This is a genomic window from Olsenella phocaeensis, from assembly GCF_900120385.1.
GTDB lineage: Bacteria > Actinomycetota > Coriobacteriia > Coriobacteriales > Atopobiaceae > Olsenella_I > Olsenella_I phocaeensis.
In genome coordinates this window covers 885408-904018 of sequence record NZ_LT635494.1, presented here as the reverse complement: position 1 = coordinate 904018, position 18611 = coordinate 885408, and the positions used below count along the sequence as shown (strand labels likewise).

The 18611-nt window shown below is 67.7% G+C and carries 18 protein-coding genes and 1 pseudogene; 12 read left to right on the top strand and 7 right to left on the bottom strand.

Features of this window, described 5'->3' with window-relative positions; genetic code table 11:
• Positions 1-111: 111 nt before the first annotated feature.
• Positions 112-1089: an ROK family protein gene (locus BQ7388_RS04265; protein WP_072499852.1), complete on the bottom strand. Its 978-nt coding sequence runs from the start codon at positions 1087-1089 to the stop codon at positions 112-114.
• Between the two features lie 365 nt (positions 1090-1454).
• On the opposite strand from BQ7388_RS04265, the gene BQ7388_RS04260 reads away from it, so the two are divergent.
• From BQ7388_RS04260 to mscL, 4 genes are all read left to right on the top strand, one after another.
• Positions 1455-2054 (top strand): iron-containing alcohol dehydrogenase, encoded by a 600-nt coding sequence (locus BQ7388_RS04260; protein ID WP_234946831.1) that lies wholly within the window; start codon positions 1455-1457, stop codon positions 2052-2054.
• Entirely contained in the window at positions 1948-3048 is a 1101-nt protein-coding gene (locus tag BQ7388_RS04255; RefSeq protein WP_234946830.1) for a gluzincin family metallopeptidase, read from the top strand. The genes BQ7388_RS04260 and BQ7388_RS04255 overlap by 107 nt, the downstream gene beginning before the upstream one ends.
• A gap of 69 nt (positions 3049-3117) precedes the next feature.
• On the top strand, positions 3118-3579 hold the full coding sequence (gene dtd / locus BQ7388_RS04250) for a D-aminoacyl-tRNA deacylase (RefSeq protein ID WP_062529840.1): 462 nt from the start codon (positions 3118-3120) through the stop codon (positions 3577-3579).
• Between the two features lie 100 nt (positions 3580-3679).
• Positions 3680-4126 carry a large conductance mechanosensitive channel protein MscL gene (gene mscL, locus BQ7388_RS04245; RefSeq protein WP_009279631.1) on the top strand — a complete coding sequence of 149 codons (447 nt, stop codon included), beginning with the start codon at positions 3680-3682 and terminating at the stop codon, positions 4124-4126.
• Positions 4127-4320: 194 nt separating this feature from the next.
• Here mscL and BQ7388_RS04240 read toward each other — a convergent pair whose 3' ends face one another.
• Positions 4321-4563, bottom strand: coding sequence for a hypothetical protein (locus BQ7388_RS04240; RefSeq protein ID WP_009279632.1), 243 nt, complete (start codon positions 4561-4563; stop codon positions 4321-4323).
• 157 nt (positions 4564-4720) lie between these two features.
• Between BQ7388_RS04240 and BQ7388_RS04235 the strand changes: the two genes are divergently transcribed.
• Positions 4721-5926, top strand: coding sequence for an iron-containing alcohol dehydrogenase (locus tag BQ7388_RS04235; protein ID WP_072499851.1), 1206 nt, complete (start codon positions 4721-4723; stop codon positions 5924-5926).
• A gap of 368 nt (positions 5927-6294) precedes the next feature.
• Here BQ7388_RS04235 and BQ7388_RS12630 read toward each other — a convergent pair whose 3' ends face one another.
• Positions 6295-6771: an alpha/beta hydrolase gene (locus tag BQ7388_RS12630; protein WP_197414918.1), complete on the bottom strand. Its 477-nt coding sequence runs from the start codon at positions 6769-6771 to the stop codon at positions 6295-6297.
• A gap of 5 nt (positions 6772-6776) precedes the next feature.
• On the bottom strand, positions 6777-7199 hold the full coding sequence (locus BQ7388_RS12625; protein ID WP_200781425.1) for a hypothetical protein: 423 nt from the start codon (positions 7197-7199) through the stop codon (positions 6777-6779).
• Positions 7200-7360: 161 nt separating this feature from the next.
• Here BQ7388_RS12625 and BQ7388_RS04225 point away from each other — a divergent pair, with 161 nt between their 5' ends.
• On the top strand, positions 7361-9547 hold the full coding sequence (locus BQ7388_RS04225) for a transglycosylase domain-containing protein (protein ID WP_072499850.1): 2187 nt from the start codon (positions 7361-7363) through the stop codon (positions 9545-9547).
• Positions 9548-9663: 116 nt separating this feature from the next.
• On the opposite strand, the gene BQ7388_RS04220 is transcribed toward BQ7388_RS04225, so the two are convergent.
• A complete protein-coding gene (locus BQ7388_RS04220; RefSeq protein WP_009279636.1) occupies positions 9664-10104 on the bottom strand; it encodes an arginine repressor in 441 nt (146 codons plus the stop codon).
• 396 nt (positions 10105-10500) lie between these two features.
• Here BQ7388_RS04220 and BQ7388_RS04215 point away from each other — a divergent pair, with 396 nt between their 5' ends.
• Positions 10501-11709: a cysteine peptidase family C39 domain-containing protein gene (locus BQ7388_RS04215; RefSeq protein ID WP_083558256.1), complete on the top strand. Its 1209-nt coding sequence runs from the start codon at positions 10501-10503 to the stop codon at positions 11707-11709.
• A gap of 226 nt (positions 11710-11935) precedes the next feature.
• Here BQ7388_RS04215 and BQ7388_RS04210 read toward each other — a convergent pair whose 3' ends face one another.
• Positions 11936-13654, bottom strand: a complete 1719-nt coding sequence (locus tag BQ7388_RS04210; protein ID WP_072499849.1) for a phospho-sugar mutase — start codon at positions 13652-13654, stop codon at positions 11936-11938.
• A 436-nt stretch (positions 13655-14090) separates the two neighbouring features.
• Here BQ7388_RS04210 and BQ7388_RS13455 point away from each other — a divergent pair.
• The 4 genes and pseudogenes from BQ7388_RS13455 to BQ7388_RS04190 form a co-directional block, all read left to right on the top strand.
• Positions 14091-14609 (top strand): annotated as a pseudogene (locus tag BQ7388_RS13455) (THUMP domain-containing protein); the annotation flags it as partial.
• Between the two features lie 89 nt (positions 14610-14698).
• Positions 14699-15250, top strand: a complete 552-nt coding sequence (locus BQ7388_RS13450) for a class I SAM-dependent methyltransferase (RefSeq protein ID WP_407668492.1) — start codon at positions 14699-14701, stop codon at positions 15248-15250.
• A 315-nt stretch (positions 15251-15565) separates the two neighbouring features.
• On the top strand, positions 15566-15754 hold the full coding sequence (locus BQ7388_RS04195) for a type II toxin-antitoxin system HicA family toxin (RefSeq protein ID WP_062529829.1): 189 nt from the start codon (positions 15566-15568) through the stop codon (positions 15752-15754).
• 20 nt (positions 15755-15774) lie between these two features.
• Positions 15775-16242: a type II toxin-antitoxin system HicB family antitoxin gene (locus BQ7388_RS04190; protein ID WP_062529827.1), complete on the top strand. Its 468-nt coding sequence runs from the start codon at positions 15775-15777 to the stop codon at positions 16240-16242.
• A gap of 97 nt (positions 16243-16339) precedes the next feature.
• Here BQ7388_RS04190 and BQ7388_RS04185 read toward each other — a convergent pair whose 3' ends face one another.
• Positions 16340-17875, bottom strand: coding sequence for a S10 family peptidase (locus BQ7388_RS04185; protein WP_062529825.1), 1536 nt, complete (start codon positions 17873-17875; stop codon positions 16340-16342).
• Between the two features lie 334 nt (positions 17876-18209).
• Between BQ7388_RS04185 and BQ7388_RS04180 the strand changes: the two genes are divergently transcribed.
• Positions 18210-18611: KUP/HAK/KT family potassium transporter (locus BQ7388_RS04180; protein ID WP_200781424.1), on the top strand; the 402-nt coding region annotated here is incomplete at its 3' end.

Here is an 18611-nt window from a genome sequence, read left to right as displayed (position 1 = left end):
GTTTCGTGCCTGGCAGGCAGGCTGGCATGCCTGCGCACCAGGCCCTGGCAGGTGCCAGAAAGACAAGGTCAGGATACCACCATTGGAACCATGCGGTCCCATCGAGGCCGCCTAGCCGCGCTGGAGCAGCGCCTCGTAGGCGACTCCGTACATGCCCGCGTCGTTGCCCAGGACGCAGGGCAGGATGCGCGCGGCGGCGGAGGGTGCCAGGCAGTGGGAGCGGAAGGATCGGGCGAGCTCCTCTCCGAAGAGGTCGAAGGCGCCCGCGACGCCGCCGCCGATGAGGAAGACTGCCGGGTCCACCACGGCGGAGACCTGCGCCAGGGCGAAGCCCAGCTTCTGGCACATCTGGCCCACGGCCCATGCCGCCGCCTCGTCTCCCTCGCGGTATGCGTCGAAGACGGCGACGGCGTCGGTGGCATGCGCTATGGGAACGGGCCTGGCGCCCGTCCGGGCGCAGCGGTCGCGATACAGCCAGACCAGGCCCTTGGCCGAGGCGTACTGCTCCAGGCAGCCCCTCCTGCCACAGCCGCAGACGCGCTCCTCGCCGGGCTCCACCGTGAGGTGCCCCACCTCGCCGGCAGCCCCGAAGGCGCCGGCGACGAGCCTGCCGTCCACCACCACGCCCGCCCCGACGCCCGTGCCCAGCGTGATCATGACGAAGCTCCCCATGCCCTTGCCCGAGCCCTTCCAGAGCTCGCCCAGGGCCGCGGCGTTCGCGTCGTTCACGAAGGCGAGGGTGGCCCCGGGGTACGCCTCCCTGAGCGCGGCGCGCAGGCCGTCCGCGTCGAGGTCGATGTTGGCGAGCAGACCCACGCAGCCCTCGTCGTCCACGGGCCCGGGAACGTCCAGCCCCACCGCCAGGAGGTCGTCCGCGACCCTGCCCTGGCCGGCCACGAGCGCGTCCAACCCCTCGACGATGCGCCGGAACGCCTCCTGCCCGACGATGGAGCCCGTGGGGATCTTGGTCGTGTCCAAGAGCTCGCCCTCGCAGCTCATGAGCCCCGCCTTGATGGAGGTTCCGCCCACGTCGATTCCCAGCACGCAGGACCTGCCGTCGTCGGTGCGACCGCCAAGCTCGTCGGACATGTCCCTCTCCTTCCGTCGTCGTTGCCGGGCGGGCCGCCCGACCCGAGGCCCCCGGGCCCCGGCCCGTCTGCAACGATTATCCAACAAGACGCCGCCAGCGGGACCGGGGCGCACGCAGACGGTGTGGGCGGCCGCGGAATCGTGACGGGTCCCGGCGCTTCGGGGTTAGACTCTGGACAGGCAGACAAGACGCGCCCGCGCGAGCGGGCAGAGAAGAGGAGCTCACATGGCCGAGACCACCGACGGCATCCCCAGCTTCGACGACCTCGACGAGCCCGTCGCCGCCACCGCGACGACGACCGCGGGGCAGACCAGCATCCCCGGCATGCCCGCCAGCCCCAACCCCGCCGCCCNGCGGCGGGTCGGTGATCGACAGCTCCAAGGCCATAGCCTTCGGCGTGCCCTACCAGGGCGACGTGTGGGACTTCTTCTGCGGGAAGGCGAAGGTCGGCGCCTGCCTCCCCGTCGCCGTGGCGCTCACCATCCCCGCCGCCGGCTCCGAGGGTTCCGCCTCCTGCGTCATCAGCAACGACGAGCTGCAGGTCAAGAAGGGCACGAGCTCCGATGCCCTGCGCCCGCGCGTGGCGGTCATGGACCCCGAGCTGACCTTCGGGCTCCCTCCCTACCAGACCGCTGCGGGCGTGACCGACATGATCTGCCACGTCTGCGAACGGCTCTTCAGCAACGCCGGACCCGTCCCCGTGACCGACAACGTCGCCCACGGCATCATCCGCGCGATCATGGGCGCGGCGCGCGTGGTGCACGGGCGGCCCGACGACTACGACGCCCGCGCCACGCTCATGTGGNAAGGCCAAGGACGCCAACGACTGGGCCTCCTTCGAGCCCTACCTGGACCGCGTGGTCGACTCCATGCGCCGCATCGCCAAGCTTCGCAGGCCCGAGGCGGACCCCTACGACGTCTGGCTCGACGACTTCGAGCACGGCAGCGACCGCGCCTTCTATGACGCCTTCTTCTCGCAGGTGAAGGAGACCGTCGTCCCCCTGCTGGCGCAGATCCAGGCAAAGCGGTGGCAGCCCAGCCGCAGCTGCGTGGAGGGCAAGTTCGACGAGAGGCGCCAGTGGGAGCTCGCGAGCGACCTCATGGCGCTCGAGGGCCTCGACCCCAAGGTCATGTTCCTGACCAAGACAGAGCATCCCTACTCGGACGCGCTCACCACCAACTACGCCGTCATCGCCGCGCACGTCCACCCCGATGACGTGGTGAGCAACGTGTACACCATGCTCCACGAGGGCGGTCATGCCCTGTACGAGACGGGCGTCGACCCCAGCCTCAACTACACCTCGCTCAAGGGCGGCACCTCCTCGGGCATCCACGAGAGCCAGTCGCGCTTCTTCGAGAACTACGTCGGCCGCGACCGCGCCTTCGCCCCCACGCTGCTCGGGACCATGTCCCGCCACTTCAGGGGCCAGCTGGGCCGCGTTACGCCCAACCAGTTCTACCTGGCGACAAACCGCGCGGAGGGCTCGCTCGTCCGCACCGAGGCCGACGAGCTCACCTACCCCCTGCACATCCTGATCCGCTACGAGATCGAGCAGCTGCTCTTCTCAGGCGAGGCGAAGGCGGCGGACGTCCCGGGGCTCTGGAGGCAGCGCTACAAGGACTACCTGGGAGTCAAGGTGACCGACGACACCCACGGCGCCCTGCAGGACACCCACTGGGCCGACGGGCTCTTCGGCTACTTCCCCACCTACGCGCTGGGAGGTGCCTACGGGGCCCAGTTCCGCCACCGCATGATCGAGGAGGGCATGGACTGGGAGGGCGTGCTCTCGTCGGGCGACCTCGCCCCCATCCGCGCCTGGCTGCGTGACCGCGTGTGGCGCTTCGGCCGCTCCAAGGACCCCGCGCAGATCGTCGAGGACGCCTGCGGAGAGCCCTTCGACGCGCGCCACTACTGCGACTACCTGGTCGAGAAGTTCTCGGCCATCTACGGCCTGTAGGGCAGGGACCAGGACCGGGCACGCGCCCCGGACGCACAGCCGTCCGGGGCCTTCTTGTGGGGAGGGCGCATGAGGGCGCTGCTTCAGAGGGTCACGGACGCGGAGGTGCGCGTCGAGGGGGAGCTCAAGGGACGCTGCGGCAGGGGCTACCTCGTGCTCCTCGGCGTGGGCCCCGACGATGACGAGGCCACCGCCCAGAGGCTTTGGGACAAGGTCCGCCGCCTCAGGGTGTTCGACGACGAGGACGGCAGGATGAACCTCTCGCTTGCCGACGTGGGAGGCGAGGTCCTGGTGGTGAGCCAGTTCACCCTCTATGCCCAGACGCGCCACGGGAACCGCCCGGGCTTCACGGGCGCCGCCCGGTCCGACGTCGCCGTCCCCCTCTACGAGCGCTTCTGCGAGCTGGCCGAGGGGGACTGCCCCCACGTGGGCCGTGGCGTCTTCGGGGCCGACATGCAGGTCTCTCTCGTGAACGACGGCCCCGTGACGATCTGGCTCGACACCGACGAGCTCGCCGGCCCAAGGAGGTAGCGGGGCTTTTCCCTGCTTTGCAAACGCTGCGAAACCGTTCGCCGAAAAGCAGCTAGACTATTGGGCACATTTGGCGTTAACCAAGGAGAGGTTCTATCAAATGAAGAAGTTCATGAGCGAGTTCAAGGAGTTCATCGCCAAGGGCAACGTGATGGACATGGCCGTCGGCATCATCATCGGCGGCGCCTTCACCGCCATCGTGACGTCGCTGGTGTCCAACATCATCAACCCCCTCATCACCCTCGTCACGGGCGGCGGCACCGGCGTCTCGGGCCTGCAGATTCCCGTCAACGCCGACACCGTGATCGACTTCGGCGCGTTCATCTCGGCAATCATCAACTTCCTGATCATTGCCTTCGTCGTCTTCTGCATGGTCAAGGCCCTGAACAAGATGCAGGAGCAGGCCGACAAGCTCCGTCACAAGGAGGCCGTCGAGGAGGCCGCGGCCGCGCCCGTGTGCCCCCACTGCCTCGAGGAGGTCAAGGAGGGCGCCACGCGCTGCCCCCACTGCGGCGGAGAGATCGAGGGCGGCGCCCACGCGGCATAGGCACCGCGCTACCGGCACTCAGCCGGGACATGGCAAGGCCAAGGGGGACGTGCTCGGGCGCGTCCCCCTTTCTTGTGTCCCGCCATCATGGGAGGCGAGTGCCTCGGGGCGGATTCCCAGCGACGACAGGCGGACGCCAGGCGCAGGCGGACGCCACCGAAGCAGGTAAGCACCCTCGGGCGGATGCCGCGCGGCTATTCCTTCTTGCGAGGCTGGAAGCGGTCACAGATGTTCTTGGTCCGGAGGTACTCCCTGCCAAAGGGGTCGCGTACCGGAACCAGGCCGTCCTCGCGCACGGCGAAGTACATCTCGGGCTCGTGATGGACGCGGGGATCGGCCAGGGTGAAGCCCCGGCTGCAGGTCCCCTGGTACATCCCGGTCCTCTCGTTGAGCGAGAACTCGGCAAAGACGCAGTCGCTGCAGTGGAGCCCTGCCATGGCCATCCCCTCTTCCCCTGGCGCGGCACTCCCCGGCGCGCGCCCCTGTCTGCATTCTATTCCTAGGCGAGAGGAACTTCTCCCTTGTGCCCGTCCTTCGACCACGCTCCGCGTCACGAGGAGTAGCCTGAGGTCAGTCAATCGCCAGGAGGGCAGCATGAACGACTTCATCTTCCAGTCACCCACCCGCTTCGTCTTTGGCCGCGGCTTCGTCGACCGCGTGGGCGAGGAGGTCAGGGGGCTTGGCGCAAGACGCGCGCTCCTGGTGTATGGTGGCGGATCCGCCGCGCGCTCCGGCGCGCTCGACCGCGTCCGAGCCTCCCTCGCCGCGGCAGGCGTCGACTTCGACGAGCTGGGAGGCGTGCGTCCCAACCCCGAGGTCTCCCTCGTGCGCGAAGGCATCGAGCTCGCCCGTGCCCAGGGCGTTGACCTGGTGCTCGCCCTGGGCGGCGGGTCGGTGATCGACAGCTCCAAGGCCATAGCCTTCGGCGTGCCCTACCAGGGCGACGTGTGGGACTTCTTCTGCGGGAAGGCGAAGGTCGGCGCCTGCCTCCCCGTCGCCGTGGCGCTCACCATCCCCGCCGCCGGCTCCGAGGGTTCCGCCTCCTGCGTCATCAGCAACGACGAGCTGCAGGTCAAGAAGGGCACGAGCTCCGATGCCCTGCGCCCGCGCGTGGCGGTCATGGACCCCGAGCTGACCTTCGGGCTCCCTCCCTACCAGACCGCTGCGGGCGTGACCGACATGATCTGCCACGTCTGCGAACGGCTCTTCAGCAACGCCGGACCCGTCCCCGTGACCGACAACGTCGCCCACGGCATCATCCGCGCGATCATGGGCGCGGCGCGCGTGGTGCACGGGCGGCCCGACGACTACGACGCCCGCGCCACGCTCATGTGGGCGGGCAGCCTGGCGCACAACGACCTCTGCGGCTGCGGAAGGGGGCCTGCCGCCGGCAGACGTGCGGGCGGCTGGGAGAGCCACGGCCTCGAGCACGAGATATCGGCCCATCACCCCGAGGTGGCCCACGGCGCCGGCCTGGCGGTCATCCTCCCCGCCTGGATGCGCTTTGCCTGGCGCTCCAACCCGCAGCCCTTCCTCTCCTTCGCCCGAGGGGTCTTCGGAATCGAGCCGGACGACGACAGCGATGCGGCACGGGAGCGCGCCGTCCTGGCGGGCATCGACGCGCTCGAGGACTTCCTCACCCAGCTGGGAATGCCGCGCACCTTGGGCGAGCTGGGCCTCTCGCCTTCCAACGTCGACGCCTGGGTTCGCACCCTGGCCCAGAACAAGGGCCCGGTCTTCGGAGAGGTCAGGCCGCTCGACATGGACGACGCCCGGGCGATCTACCTCTCCGCGTTCTAGTCGCATCGCCCGCGCACATGCCGATCGCACGTCGCCCGCCCGCGGCAACGTCCTGCGCGACTTTCTCACGCGTGACTACGTCCGACGTGTCTTTCTCACGCGTGACTACGTCCGACGCGTCTCGATTCTGCGCGAATACGTCCGACGCGTCTCGATTCTGCGCGAATACGTCCGATACGTCTCTCCGCCCTCTGGCAACTGGGCAAACGCGACGGCATTAGACGCGTTCGACGTAGTCGGGCTTAAAGGCCGCGCATTCGACGTAGTCGGACGTAAGTGCGGCGCGTTCGACGTAGTCGGGCTTAAAGGCCGCGCATTCGACGTAGTCGGACGTAAGTGCGGCGCGTTCGACGTAGTCGGCGGAAGTCCTAGACGCCTGCGCGGGAGAGGAATGCGGAGAGGATCTGGGCGTATCCCTCCTGGCCCAGCGCCTCGCGCGACTCGGCATGGCCCGCTCCCGGGACCAGGTGCAGCTCGACGTAACCCGCGGTCGCGTCGCGCAAGCGTTCGCTGTTGGAGGGTGGGATGAGGGCGTCGTCCTCCCCGTGGATGAGGCAGAGGGGGACGCGGTTGCCCGCGAGCGCCGAGACGGGGCTCGTCTCGGCGAGCTCGAAGCCATAGCGCAGGCGACAGGCTGCGTCCACCACGGGCAGGAGCGGACCCACGCGCGCCTGGTCGTAGCCGGATCGGAGGAGTTCGCGCAGGTTGGCGAAGGGGCAGTCCGCCACGGCGAAGTCGACCTTCGGCCTCGACCCCAGGGCACAGAGCGTGGTGGCGCTCCCCATAGACTCCCCCATGAGCCCCAGGGTGATGTCCTCGCCGAAGCGCTCGCGGGCGTCCGCCACGAGCGTCAGGAGGTCCTCCGACTCGGCCTTGCCCAGGGTGCAGGTGGCAGGTGCGTTCTCTCTGTGGGCGCGTAGGTCATAGACGATGCAGTTGTAGCCGAGGCTCCCCCGGCACCGACGTACTTCGCGGCACCGTAGCGATTGGCCCTGAACCCATGCGAGATGATCACGTAGCGGTCGCTGGGCTCGGGCGCGCTCACGAGCTCGCAGTGGAGCTCGTAGCCGTCCTTGCCGGGCGCGACGTACGCCGTCCTCTCCAGCGATTCGAAGTCTCCCCAGAGCCCGTGGTCCTGCTCCCATCGGCGCTCCTCTGTCAGGCTGTTCCCGTGGGGGCGTGCGATGGTCGAGGCAATGTAGAGCGCGAAGCCGCACACCGCAAGCACGGCAAGGAGGACGAGGGCGAGCGCCATGGAGGCTGGTCGGGGCATGTCTGGGGCTCCTCTCGCCCGTGGGCACTCTCGGGACGTCGCGTCCAGTCTAGGCCTCGGTCTGCCCCATGGTATCCGGGTCGAGGGTAGGACCCATCCCAAAACGCTTTGTCAACTCGGCATATAATTTGGGAGTGACTGTTTCCTTGGAGGAGGAATACATGGGAATTCGCACCCGCAGGGCCCACATGCACTCCCGCACCCACGTGGTGGGGTTTGGCATCGCCGGGGTCTTCGGCTTCATCGCCCTGCTGTTCGTGACGCTGGCGATCTCTCTCGGCGCCATGGTGAGCAACTGGCTCCAGAGCCTGCCCGACTACTCCTCGGCCAACGCCTACCTGGTCGCCGAGCCCACCACGGTCTACGCCGCGGACGGCTCCACCATCGCCGAGTACTACCTGCAGAACCGTAGGAGCGTCGACCTCGACCAGATCTCGAAGTACGTCCTCCAGGCCACGGTCGACACCGAGGACCGCCGCTTCTACCAGCACAACGGAGTGGACCCCCAGGGCATCCTGCGCGCGGTCGTGGCCCAGCTCGGCGGTGGCTCCGAGGGCGCCTCCACCATCACCCAGCAGCTCGTCCGCAACACCGTCCTCTCTGACGAGCAGTTCGAGCAGACGATCAAGCGCAAGGTCCGCGAGGCGTACATCGCCATCCAGATGGAGAAGATGTACAGCAAGGACCAGATCCTGAACATGTACCTCAACACAATCTACTACGGCCACAGCGCGTACGGCATCGAGGCGGCGTCCACCACCTACTTCAACAAGCACGCGAGCGACCTGACCCTGGCCGAGGCGGCAACGCTGGCCGGCCTCCCCCAGTCCCCCTCCGCCTACGACCCCTTCTCGAACCCCGAGGCGGCGACGGCCCGGCGCAACACGGTCCTGGACCACATGCTCAACGAGGGCGACATCAGCCAGGAGGACCACGACGCCGCCGTTTCCGAGGAGCTCACCCTCAACGAGGGCAGCTTCTCCGAGGCCGCGGCGAACTACCCCTACTTCACCGACTACGTGAAGCAGCTGCTCCTTGAGGACTTCGACCAGGACACCGTCATGCAGGGCGGCCTCAAGGTCTACACCACCCTCGACCCCAGCAAGCAGGCGGCGGCCGAGGATGCCGTCCAGAGCCGTCTCGAGTCCATCGGGAACGACCGCCTCGACGCCGCACTCTGTGCCGTGGACCCCAGCACCGGCTACATCGTCGCCATGGTGGGCGGCCGGGACTACTCGGAGAACCAGTTCAACCTGGCCACGCAGGCTCGCAGGCAGCCGGGCTCCAGCTTCAAGATCTTCACGCTGGCGGCGGCGCTCAACGCGGGCATGAACCCCAGCGTGCTCATCAACTGCAACTCCCCCATGCAGTTCACCCCCACCTGGAAGGTCCAGAACTTCGGCAACGAGAGCTACGGCACCCTGAGCCTCGCCAACGCCTTCGCCATCTCGTCCAACACGGGCTTCGTGCAGGTCATCGAAGCCGTCGGCGCGGACAAGGTGGTCAGCATGGCCAAGGCCATGGGCATTGACGTCGACCTTCCCGCCTACGAGTCGATCACCCTGGGCACCGAGGGCGTGCCCCCCGTGCAGATGGCCGAGGCCTACGCGACCATCGCCTCCGGCGGCGTGCATCGCGACGCCATCGCCATCACCAAGATAGAGGACCGCAACGGCAACACAGTCTACGAGCACCAGGACAGCCCCACGCAGGTCATCGAGCCCTCCGTGGCCCAGGACATCCGCAAGGTGACCCAGGGCGTCACGCGCAGCGGCGGCACGGCGAGCGTGGTGGGCTACACCATGAGTGCCAACCAGCCCGTGGGCGGCAAGACCGGCACTTCCGAGAACTACCGCGACCTCTGGTTCTGCGGCATCACCCCGCAGCTCTCCGTCGCCGTGTGGTGCGGCTACCAGGAAGAGGCCCCCGTCATCGTGGGCGGCTCCTACGGCCACCCCTACAACACCGCCGTGCCCATCTTCGTGAGCTTCGTGAACCAGGCCCTCGACGGCGTCGACCGGGCGGAGTTCCCCAGCGTCACGACCAGCCCCACCTACAAGGAGAACAGCTCCTGGAAGTTCAGCAAGACCAACGAGTACACGAACGGCAACTATTACTACTACGAGACCGTCGAGGACGACGAGGAGGAGACCCAGGTCGACGAGGAGACCCAGAGGCAGACTCGCGAACGCACCCGTGACGAGTCCGAGTCCGGAGGCGGCACACAGGCTACGCCCGGCGCGTCGACGGGCGGGACGTCCGGCGCGTCGACGGGCGGGACGTCCGGCACGGGCGAGTCCACGCCCCCGGCCGAGACGGCGGGCGGAGGCGGATCGACGACTGAGTAGGCACCTTCCCCACGCACATTGCCGCAAGACACGCTTGCCCCCGGCGCCGGAAGTGCGCGTGCCGGGGGCAAGCCGCTTTCTATGGCAAAAGATGCGAGCGAGAGGTGCGCCCTTTCCTACTTGTTGTGCGTGTCCCTCAGCTTGCTGACCAGGTTGACCAGGTCCTTCGCGGCATCCTCGCTGCCCGAGACGACCAAGACGGTGTCATTGCCGGCAACGGAGCCCTTGACCTCGGGAAGCGCGGCGGCGTCGACTGCGGCGGCGACACCAGGGGCGGTGCCGGGCTGCGACTTGATGACCACGAGGTTGCCAGCCCTCTCCACGTCGCTCACGAACTCGGAGACCATGCGCTGCAGGTGAAGGTCCTCGGCCAGCACGTAGATGCCCTCCGCGAGCTTGCGCAACCCCATGTCCGCGATGTCGCGCGAGACCGTCGCCTGAGTGCAGTTGTAGCCGATGGACTGAAGCTCATCCACCAGCGCCCGTTGGGTGCGGATCGACTTGCCCCTCACGATGTCCCTGATGGCGTCCTGCCTGTTGTTACGCCTCTTGACCACTACTCGTCCTCCCAATATGCATGCGTCGACGAGCGACGCGATTCTCACCCTTTACGCATATGCGATAAGGTTTTCTCACAAACATGTTTACTGTGCTCCAGTATGTAAATAAAAGTCAAGAAGTATTGGCTAAACGCACAAGGTGCTTCGATATGCGCAGGCCATCTCCTTACCGGCGCGGTGGCCACGCGACGCCCTTCCCAACGCGACCCAGGCAGCACCGTCAGCCGCAGCGCCGCCGACCCATGGGACCAGGATACTAGCACCTTGCCTGGCCAGGCCTCCGTTAGCCGCTCCCCTGGCACCCGTTCTGACAGCCTGCCGTAATATGTGATGCACGTGGTGCGATTGCGCACGTTCCGGGCGCGTCCGCCAGAGTGCTACGGAGGAATCGAAATGGCCAACTCCCCAGACCCAAGACGACGCCGCGGCTCCTCGGGCCACTCGGCCAGGTCCGCCGCCCAGCGGCAGAGCGAGCAGCGCTACGGGTCAACCAACAGCAGGGACTACTCGCGCTCCAGGCAGGGGCGCACCCTCAAGGGCACGTCCCACCCCAGCCAGAGGAACCAGGGTCGCTACCGCAGCGAGCGCAACTACCGCTCCATCGCGGGCCATGACACGGGCTACTCGCTCAAGCCGCACCGCATAGGCTTCGAGCGCGGCTCGGGAGGGCTGCTGGGTCGCCACGGCCTCAACAATCGCTCGCTCCTCCTGCTCCTCGCCGGGCTCGTCGTCATCCTCGCCCTCGTGGTGGGGGTCTCGAGCTGCGTCAGGAGCTGCTCCTCCCCCGCACAGCCCGACCAGGGCGACCAAACCTCGCAGGCGGAGGGGGGCAACTCCCTCGACTCGCGCGTGGCCGCCGGCGCGAGCGACGACCTCACGGCCAAGTTCTCGACCGCCCTCGACCACGGCGAGAAGATCGCCCAGATAGCGGCCAACGCCAACAAGTACCCGGACGAGCGACTCTGCGAGCTGGCCCTCCTCGAGCCCGACGCCATCGACTTCGTGACGGCGGTCCCCACGGCCGAGAAGAGCGCCCAGGCCTACCAGGACAGCGTCACCCAGGGCACGTTCCCCGAGCTCTACGACTGGGACATCCGCTGGGGCTTCGTGGACTACGCGGGCAGCAACATCGGCGTCAACGGCTCGGGACCGACCTCCCTCGCCATCGCCTACATGGGCCTCACGGGCAAGTCCGACAAGACCCCCGCCGACCTCGCTGCCGACGCGACGAGCGGCAGCTACGCCACCAACGAGGACATCGCGACCAAGACCGACTTCTTCGCGAGCGAGGCCCAGAAGCTGGGGCTCACCCTGCACGAGTACACGGCCTCGGGAGAGAACCTCTCCACCATCCTCGCGGACGGCCAGGAGGTCGCGGTCATCGTCCAGCTCGCAGCGAACTTCGACAGCCCCTACGTCCACTGGGCCGTCGTCGTGGGCACCAACCAGGACGGCTCGGTCATCCTGCGCGACCCCAGCTCCAAGCAGGCCTCCTCGCACGGCTGGGCGGCCGGGACCATCGGCTCCAACTCCTCGGTCTTCTACGCCCTCAGCTACGACGGCGGGTCGTCCGCGACGGAGGGCAACTCCTCCGGCAAGTAGTCCCACGAACGTTCTGGCCCATGCCCCGGGCGAGGGGGACTCACCTCTCGCCCGGGGCATCCTCATGCGTGGCAGCAATGGGGAGCCGCACCAGGGGGACCGTGCCCGACGGTGCCCTGGCCACAGCCAACGAGGGGCCGGGCCACCAACCAGGCGACCCGGCCCCACACACAAGCTGCTCGACGCCATCCCTCAGGCAGGTCTGACGATGGCTTCCTGCGTCCTACTACGAGAGGAGCGCCTCGGAGGCCGCCTGGAGCTTGTCCCTCACGGCCTCGGACTCGGCGCGCGTGGCACCCTTGGAGAAGAGGTAGGCCTTGACCTTGGGCTCGGTCCCCGAGGGACGGAAGATGACCTTGTTGTCGTCCTCCAGGCGGAACTCGATCACGTTGGCGGGAGGCAGCACCTGCGCCTCCTCCTTCTGCAGGCCAGAGACGCGCGGCATCTGGGCGCCGGTGGCGTAGTCGGTCATGCCCACGACCTTGAGGCCGCCGATCTCCGCCGGTGGGTTGTCACGCAGGCCCTGCATGATGCCCGCCATCTTCTGCGCCCCGGCGGCACCGGGGAAGGCGGCGTTGACCGTGCCGTTGAGGTAGTAGCCATACCTCTGGTACAGGGCCTCCATGGCCTCGTAGAGGTCCATGCCGCGGGACGCGTAGTCGGACGCCATCTCGACGCACATCTCGACCGCGACGATGGCGTCCTTGTCGCGGGCATGGGTGCCCACGAGGTAGCCGTAGGACTCCTCGAAGCCCATGAGGTAGCGGTCCTCCTCGCCCTCGTCCTTGAGCTGGTCGATCTGGTCGCCGATGTACTTGAAGCCGGTGAGCACGCGCCTGAGCTCGAAGCCCTTGTCGCGCGCGAGGGCGTCGGGCATCGCGGACGAGACGATGGTGGTGACCGCGACCTTGCGCGCGACGTCCTCGCCGTTGGACTCGGCCATGTTGGCGAGCCAGTCCATGAGCAGGACGCCCATCTCGTTGCCCGAAAGCAGCTTGTACTCGCCGTCGTGCGGGATGGCGGTGCCCATGCGGTCGGCGTCGGGGTCGGTGGCGACCAGGAGGTTGGGCTTGACCTCGTCGGCGAGCTTCAGGCCGAGCTCGAGCGCCTCGCGGAACTCGGGGTTGGGGTACTTGCAGGTGGGGAAGTTCCCGTCTGGCTCGGCCTGCTCCGGGACGACGGTCACGTTCTCGACGCCGATCTCCTTGAGAATGCGCGTGACGCACTCCATGCCCGTGCCGTTGAGCGGGGTGTAGACCACAGAGTAGCTCTCGTCCGCCTTGAAACCGGGGACCGAGACCTTCTTGATGCTCTGGATGAAGGAGTCCAGGACCTCCTCGGGGGTCCACTCGATCAGACCCTTGGCCAGGCCCTCCTCGAAGTCCATGCGCTTGACGTCCTCGAAGGGATCGACCTTGGCGATGTTGGCGCTGATCTCGTCCGCTGCCTCGTCGGTGATCTGGCCACCGTTGTCGTTGTAGACCTTGTAGCCGTTGTACTGCGCGGGGTTGTGGGAGGCCGTGAGCACAATGCCGGCAGAGGTGTGCAGGTAACGCACCGCGAACGAGAGCGTGGGGACGGGCTCGATGCGGGGGTAGACGTACACGTGGATGCCATTGGCGGCAAGGACGCCCGCCGCGACCTTCTGGAAGTCCTCCCCCTTGAGGCGGGAGTCACGGGCGAGCGCGAGCGTGGGCTTGTCGTAGTGGGCGTTGAGGGAGTCCGCCACACCCTGGGTCGCCTGGGCAACGACATAGACGTTCATTCGGTTGGTGCCCACGCCCAGGACGCCGCGCAGACCCGCGGTGCCAAAGGCGAGGTCGCGGTAGAAGGCGTCGTTCAGGGCCTCGTCGTCGGATGCCAGCCCCTCGAGCTCGGCCTTGAGGTCAGGCTCGCTGACCTTCTCCCTCCAAAGCTGGACCTTGGCCTGCGTGTCCTTGTCCATGTGCTTCTCCTTTGGGTCGACCTGCTGCGCTCTCGCGCCCTATATGTACCTTGCCCATCATGGTAGTCGTTGGTGGGCACCTCCGGGGTCGCGGCCGCGCCAGAGGGGCGGCGCATACCGCGGGCGGGGAGCGGAGCGAGAGACGGCAGGTGCGTGCCGCGCAAACCGCGGACAGACTGCGCGGGTCTCGGCCTTTCCCCAGCCCAGCAGAGATTCGCGCGCAAACCGCAAGCGACCTGCGCGGCAATGGCCCCGGAGTCTCGTCTGCGGCGCGCAAGCCACGAACAGCCTGCGCGCAATCTCACGTTTTCCCAGCTCGGGAGAATTTCGTGCGCAATCTGGCCCCAGCCTGCGCACCAGCCTCCCGGCGTGACGGGGCGTGTGGCTTTGGGGAGCACCCGACGATTCCCAGAACGGCGAGAGGAGCCCAGCTATCATGGTTCGCACCTACATTCCACGGGCGAAAGGTGACCCGATGAACGCCGAGCCAGGCCCCACCACCCAGACAGCCACAGAAGTCCCCGACGAAGGCGACGTGCGCCGCGAGACAACCGGAGGCCTCGAGTTCTTCGCGAGCTGCCCCTCCGGCTTCGAGCAGCTGCTCGCCGACGAGCTCTCTGGCCTGCGAATCCAGCAGCTGCGCCCCCTCAGGGGCCAGGTCGGCTTCGTGGGCGACCTCGAGGACGCCTACCGCGCCTGCCTCTGGTCCCGCATCGCCTCCCGCGTCGTGCTGGTCCTCGCCCGTGTGAGCGCGCGCGATGCCGACGCGCTCTATCAGGGTATCTCCGAGATTCCCTGGGAGGAGCAGCTCCTCCCCAGCTCGACCGTGGCCGTGGACGCCCACGGCACCAACTCCCAGCTCAGGAACACCCAGTTCGTGGCGGTCAGGGCAAAGGACGCCATCGTCGACCGCATGCTCACGCGCACCGGGGCACGACCTGACGTCGATACCTCACACCCAGACCTCCGCGTGGTGGTGCGCGTCTCACGTGAGCGCGCGACCGTGGGCATAGACCTCAGCGGAGAGGCGCTCTTCCGCCGCGGATACGAGGCCGCGCGTTCGCCGCGCGCGAGCATCGCGCCCCTCAGGCCCGACTCTGTCTCTTATACACANCCACCTGCTACGCAGCGGACGGGGGCGCCAAGCACACCACGACCGTGGACATGAGCCGCCCCTCGCTTGACTGGGCTCGCCGCAACATGGAGCGCAATGGCTTCGACGGGCCGGAGCACGAGTTCGTCCAGGCGGACGTCATAGGGTGGGTGAGCGAGCAGAGACGCACCGCGAACCGCTGGGACCTCGTCTTCTGCGACGTGCCCACCTTCTCGAACTCCAACCGCATGCGCGGGAGCTGGGACGTGCAGCGCGACCATGCCGAGCTGCTCATAGGCCTGAGCCGCATCCTGACCAGGAACGGCCGTGCCGTCTTCTGCTGCAACCTGCGCGACTTCAGGCCCGACGTGGAGAAGCTCCGCCGCTATGGCGTGGAGCTCGAGGACGTGACCACGCAGACCATCCCCGAGGACTTCTCGCGCAACCAGAAGGTGCACCACTGCTACGTTCTGCGGCGCGTCGCCACGGAGTCGCGCGCGTAGGGCCGTCGGCCCATAGGAGCGACCTGACGCGAGGGACCCCGCGCATGGCAACCAGTCAGGACGTCGCCCATGCGGCATGGCCAGGGCACCGACAGCGACCATGTGACTAGGCGCGAGCTGGCATCCCTCGCATAACGAGAGTGGTGGGCTCCGTGCCCGCCCCCTCGGAGCTATGTACTAGGCCCTCGATCGAGCCGGCGCGCCCCTCTCGCCCATTCCCTGAACTCCATGCTGATTTCAGTTATGTAATATCGTATTACGTAACTAGGATCCCATTGACTATAACTATAAAGTCTTTATAGTTAGGGAGAGGGAATGCCGAAAGAGCAAGAGGTCCGAGAGGTGATCAGACGTCTGAGGCGCAAAGGTTGGGACGACGAGCCGGGTCGTGGCAGTCACATCATCTTTCGCAGGTCAGGATGGATGATCACCGTCCCCACGGCGAAGCGCGAGATTCCCGTCGGCACGTACCGAAACATCGCCAAGGCGGCAGGCTGGATCTAGGGAGCGAAGGGGTTGGTTCGATGAGGGACTATGTCTTCATGACCGTGCTCGAAAAGGACGAGGAGGGGGGCTATGACGTCAGCGTCCCCGACCTCCCCGGCTGCTTCAGCCATGGCGACACGCGCATGAGGGCGCTCGCAAGCGCCGCTGACGCCATGGCCACCTACATCGCGTCCCTGCTTGCCCACGGCGAGCCCGTCCCCGAGCCCCGGCAGGTCTCCCCTGACGACGGACGCGAGGCTGTCGCCGTGTATTTCCAGACAGACGGTTCCTACGTCCTGCCCGGCGAGCGCGTCAGCGCCGCCGAAGCCGCCAGGAGGCTTGGTGTCTCGGCGGGCAGGGTCACCCAGATGATCGCCTCCGGGATATTGGATGGGTTCCGAATCGGCAGGCACACCTTCGTGACCGTCGCCAGCATCGAGCGCAGGCTCGCAGAGGGAAGCCGGCCAGGGCGGCCCTCCGGACGGCAGCGGGCCGCCCTGGCCTAGCCCCTGCCTCTTCGGGTTCACGCCAGCTGCATGCGGGGGCAAGCCAACGGCCTGTCCCCCGCATGCTTCGCCGCGAGCTCCGTAGGGTCGCGCGCGCCTATGCCCTCTTGTAGAAGGCCTCCATGTCGCGCGACATGGCCTCGAGCGTGGGCACGTCCACGTAGGCCATGTGCCCGCAGCCATAGAGGTGCCATTCGACCTGTCCCTTGAGCTCGGACGAGAGGAACTGGCAGCTCATGTCGTGGACCACGTTCCAGTAGTTGGTCGCCGCGTCGTAGCGCCCTCCCAAGATCGCCAGCTTCATGTGGGGGTTGCGCCTCATCGCGACCGCGATGTCGTAGGCGACGTTGGGCGCGAAGCTCTCTCCGTCCTTGCCGGGCTCCTCGTGCGTCCACTTCCAGTTGACTCCCACGCGCTCGTAGTTGCTCGAGAGGTAGCGCGCCGGGCCGCGATACCCCAGCTCGTCGTGGAGGAAGCGCCTGAAGGCGCTGGTCCAGCTGGACTCCACGGCGTCGTCGGCCGCGTCCTCACCCGCGAACCAGGCGTTGCTCGACTGGACGGCCACCGGCGCGTCCGAGCTGAAGCGCATGTCGAGCCGGCCGCAGACCTTCCCCTCGTCGGCCAGGATGTTGCGGCGGAAGTCGTCCAGGGTAATCCTCAGGCGCGCGCGGCGGATGTGCTCGGCGGGAAGTCCGATGAACTCGCCCATCTGGCGCGCGACCTCGTCCTCGCGTGCAGGGTCAAGCCGGTCGCCGCGCAGGAGCGCCGGAGCCAGCACGTCCTCGTCCCAGTCCATGGCGCGCTGGAACCACTCGTCCTCGCCCACGCCCTGCCCCGCCTTGTCAAAGAACTGCGCCGCCGCGGCCATGGTGGGCATCATGCCCAGGTGATAGAGGTCCTCCCCCTCCTGGACCTGGACCCAGTCGAAGATGGCCGAGAGCATGGTGACGCCGGCCAGCTTGACGTCGCGCTCGCCCAGGAGGCGCATCAGGACGGCGTTGCGCACGGTGCCGTAGGACTCCCCGAAGAGGTAGACGGGGCTGGTCCAGCGGCCGTTCTCCTCCAGCCACTGGCTGATGGCGCGCGCGAAGGCGTCCGCGTCGCCGTCCACGCCGAAGATCTTGGAGGTGTCGGCGCCCTCCGCCACGCTCGACCAGCCTGTGCCCAGGGCGTCCAGGAATACGAGGTCGGTCTGGCGCAGCAGGGTGCAGGGGTTGTCCTCGACCACGATGGGATGGGCAAGGTGGCTGACGCCGTCGGTGCGCACGCGGCGGGGCCCGATGCCGCCAAAGTTGATGGGCACGCTCGCGCAGCCGGGACCGCCGTTGTAGGCGAAGGTCACGGGACGGGCGGCGTCCGCCCTGCCCTCGTCGTCCACCGCCACGTAGGTCATCGAGAACATGCGCCCGATGAGGGCGCCGGTGTCCGCGCGCACGTCCAGGTGGGCGGCCGTGCAGTCGTAGTCGATGTGCTCGCCGGCGCTCGCGCCCGAGCCGTCCCACGCGAGGCGGGCCGTCGCGGACTGGGGGGTCTCCAGGCGGGGGTCCGCCGGCACGGTCATGAAGCTGTCCTTGGGAATCCTTGTGGCCGCCTGCGGCGCGGTCGCGGCGTTGGTGGCGTCCTGCTCTGCCATCGTTTCTCCTCACTGGCCCGAGGGCCGATGCCTGGCTCCCCTCGCCTCGCACCAACGGGCGAGAGGGGCCTCCCACTCATTCCCGGCCATTGTATGCGTCGGCTCGGCCACGGGGCGGGCGAGTTGCGCAAGTCAGCCTCTCACCTGGGCAAACCCGGACCTCAAGACGACATCTTCACAGCAGGGGTCCCGACGTCCAACGACGGTCCAGGTCGTGCTAGAGTTCTTCGGTTTGAACTATCCTTATCTGGTAGGCTGCCTACGCCTTGTGCGTGGCAACCCTGCCCGGGACGCGACGCGCCACGGGCAGCGTGTCCTCGTCGGATGGAGCGTCATGAGTCAAGACAAGCTTTCGGCCACCACCCCCAAGAGGCGACCGAGGTCGAGGGGCGCCGGGATTCCCCTCTCCGCCGGAATGGTCCTGGTGACCCTGGGCGTGGTGTACGGAGACATCGGCACCAGCCCCATGTACACCCTCAAGGCCATCATGGCCGACAACGGCGGCCTCGCGAGCATGCAGACCGACACGGTGCTGGGCGCGCTCTCGCTCATCATCTGGACCCTGACCCTCATCACCACCGTCAAGTACGTCCTGGTGGCCATGAAGGCCGACAACCACAACGAGGGCGGCATCTTCGCCCTCTACAGCCTGGTCAAGCGCTGCGCCAAGTGGCTCATCATCCCCGCCATGATCGGCGGGGCGGCCCTTCTCGCCGACGGCATCCCTACCCCCCCC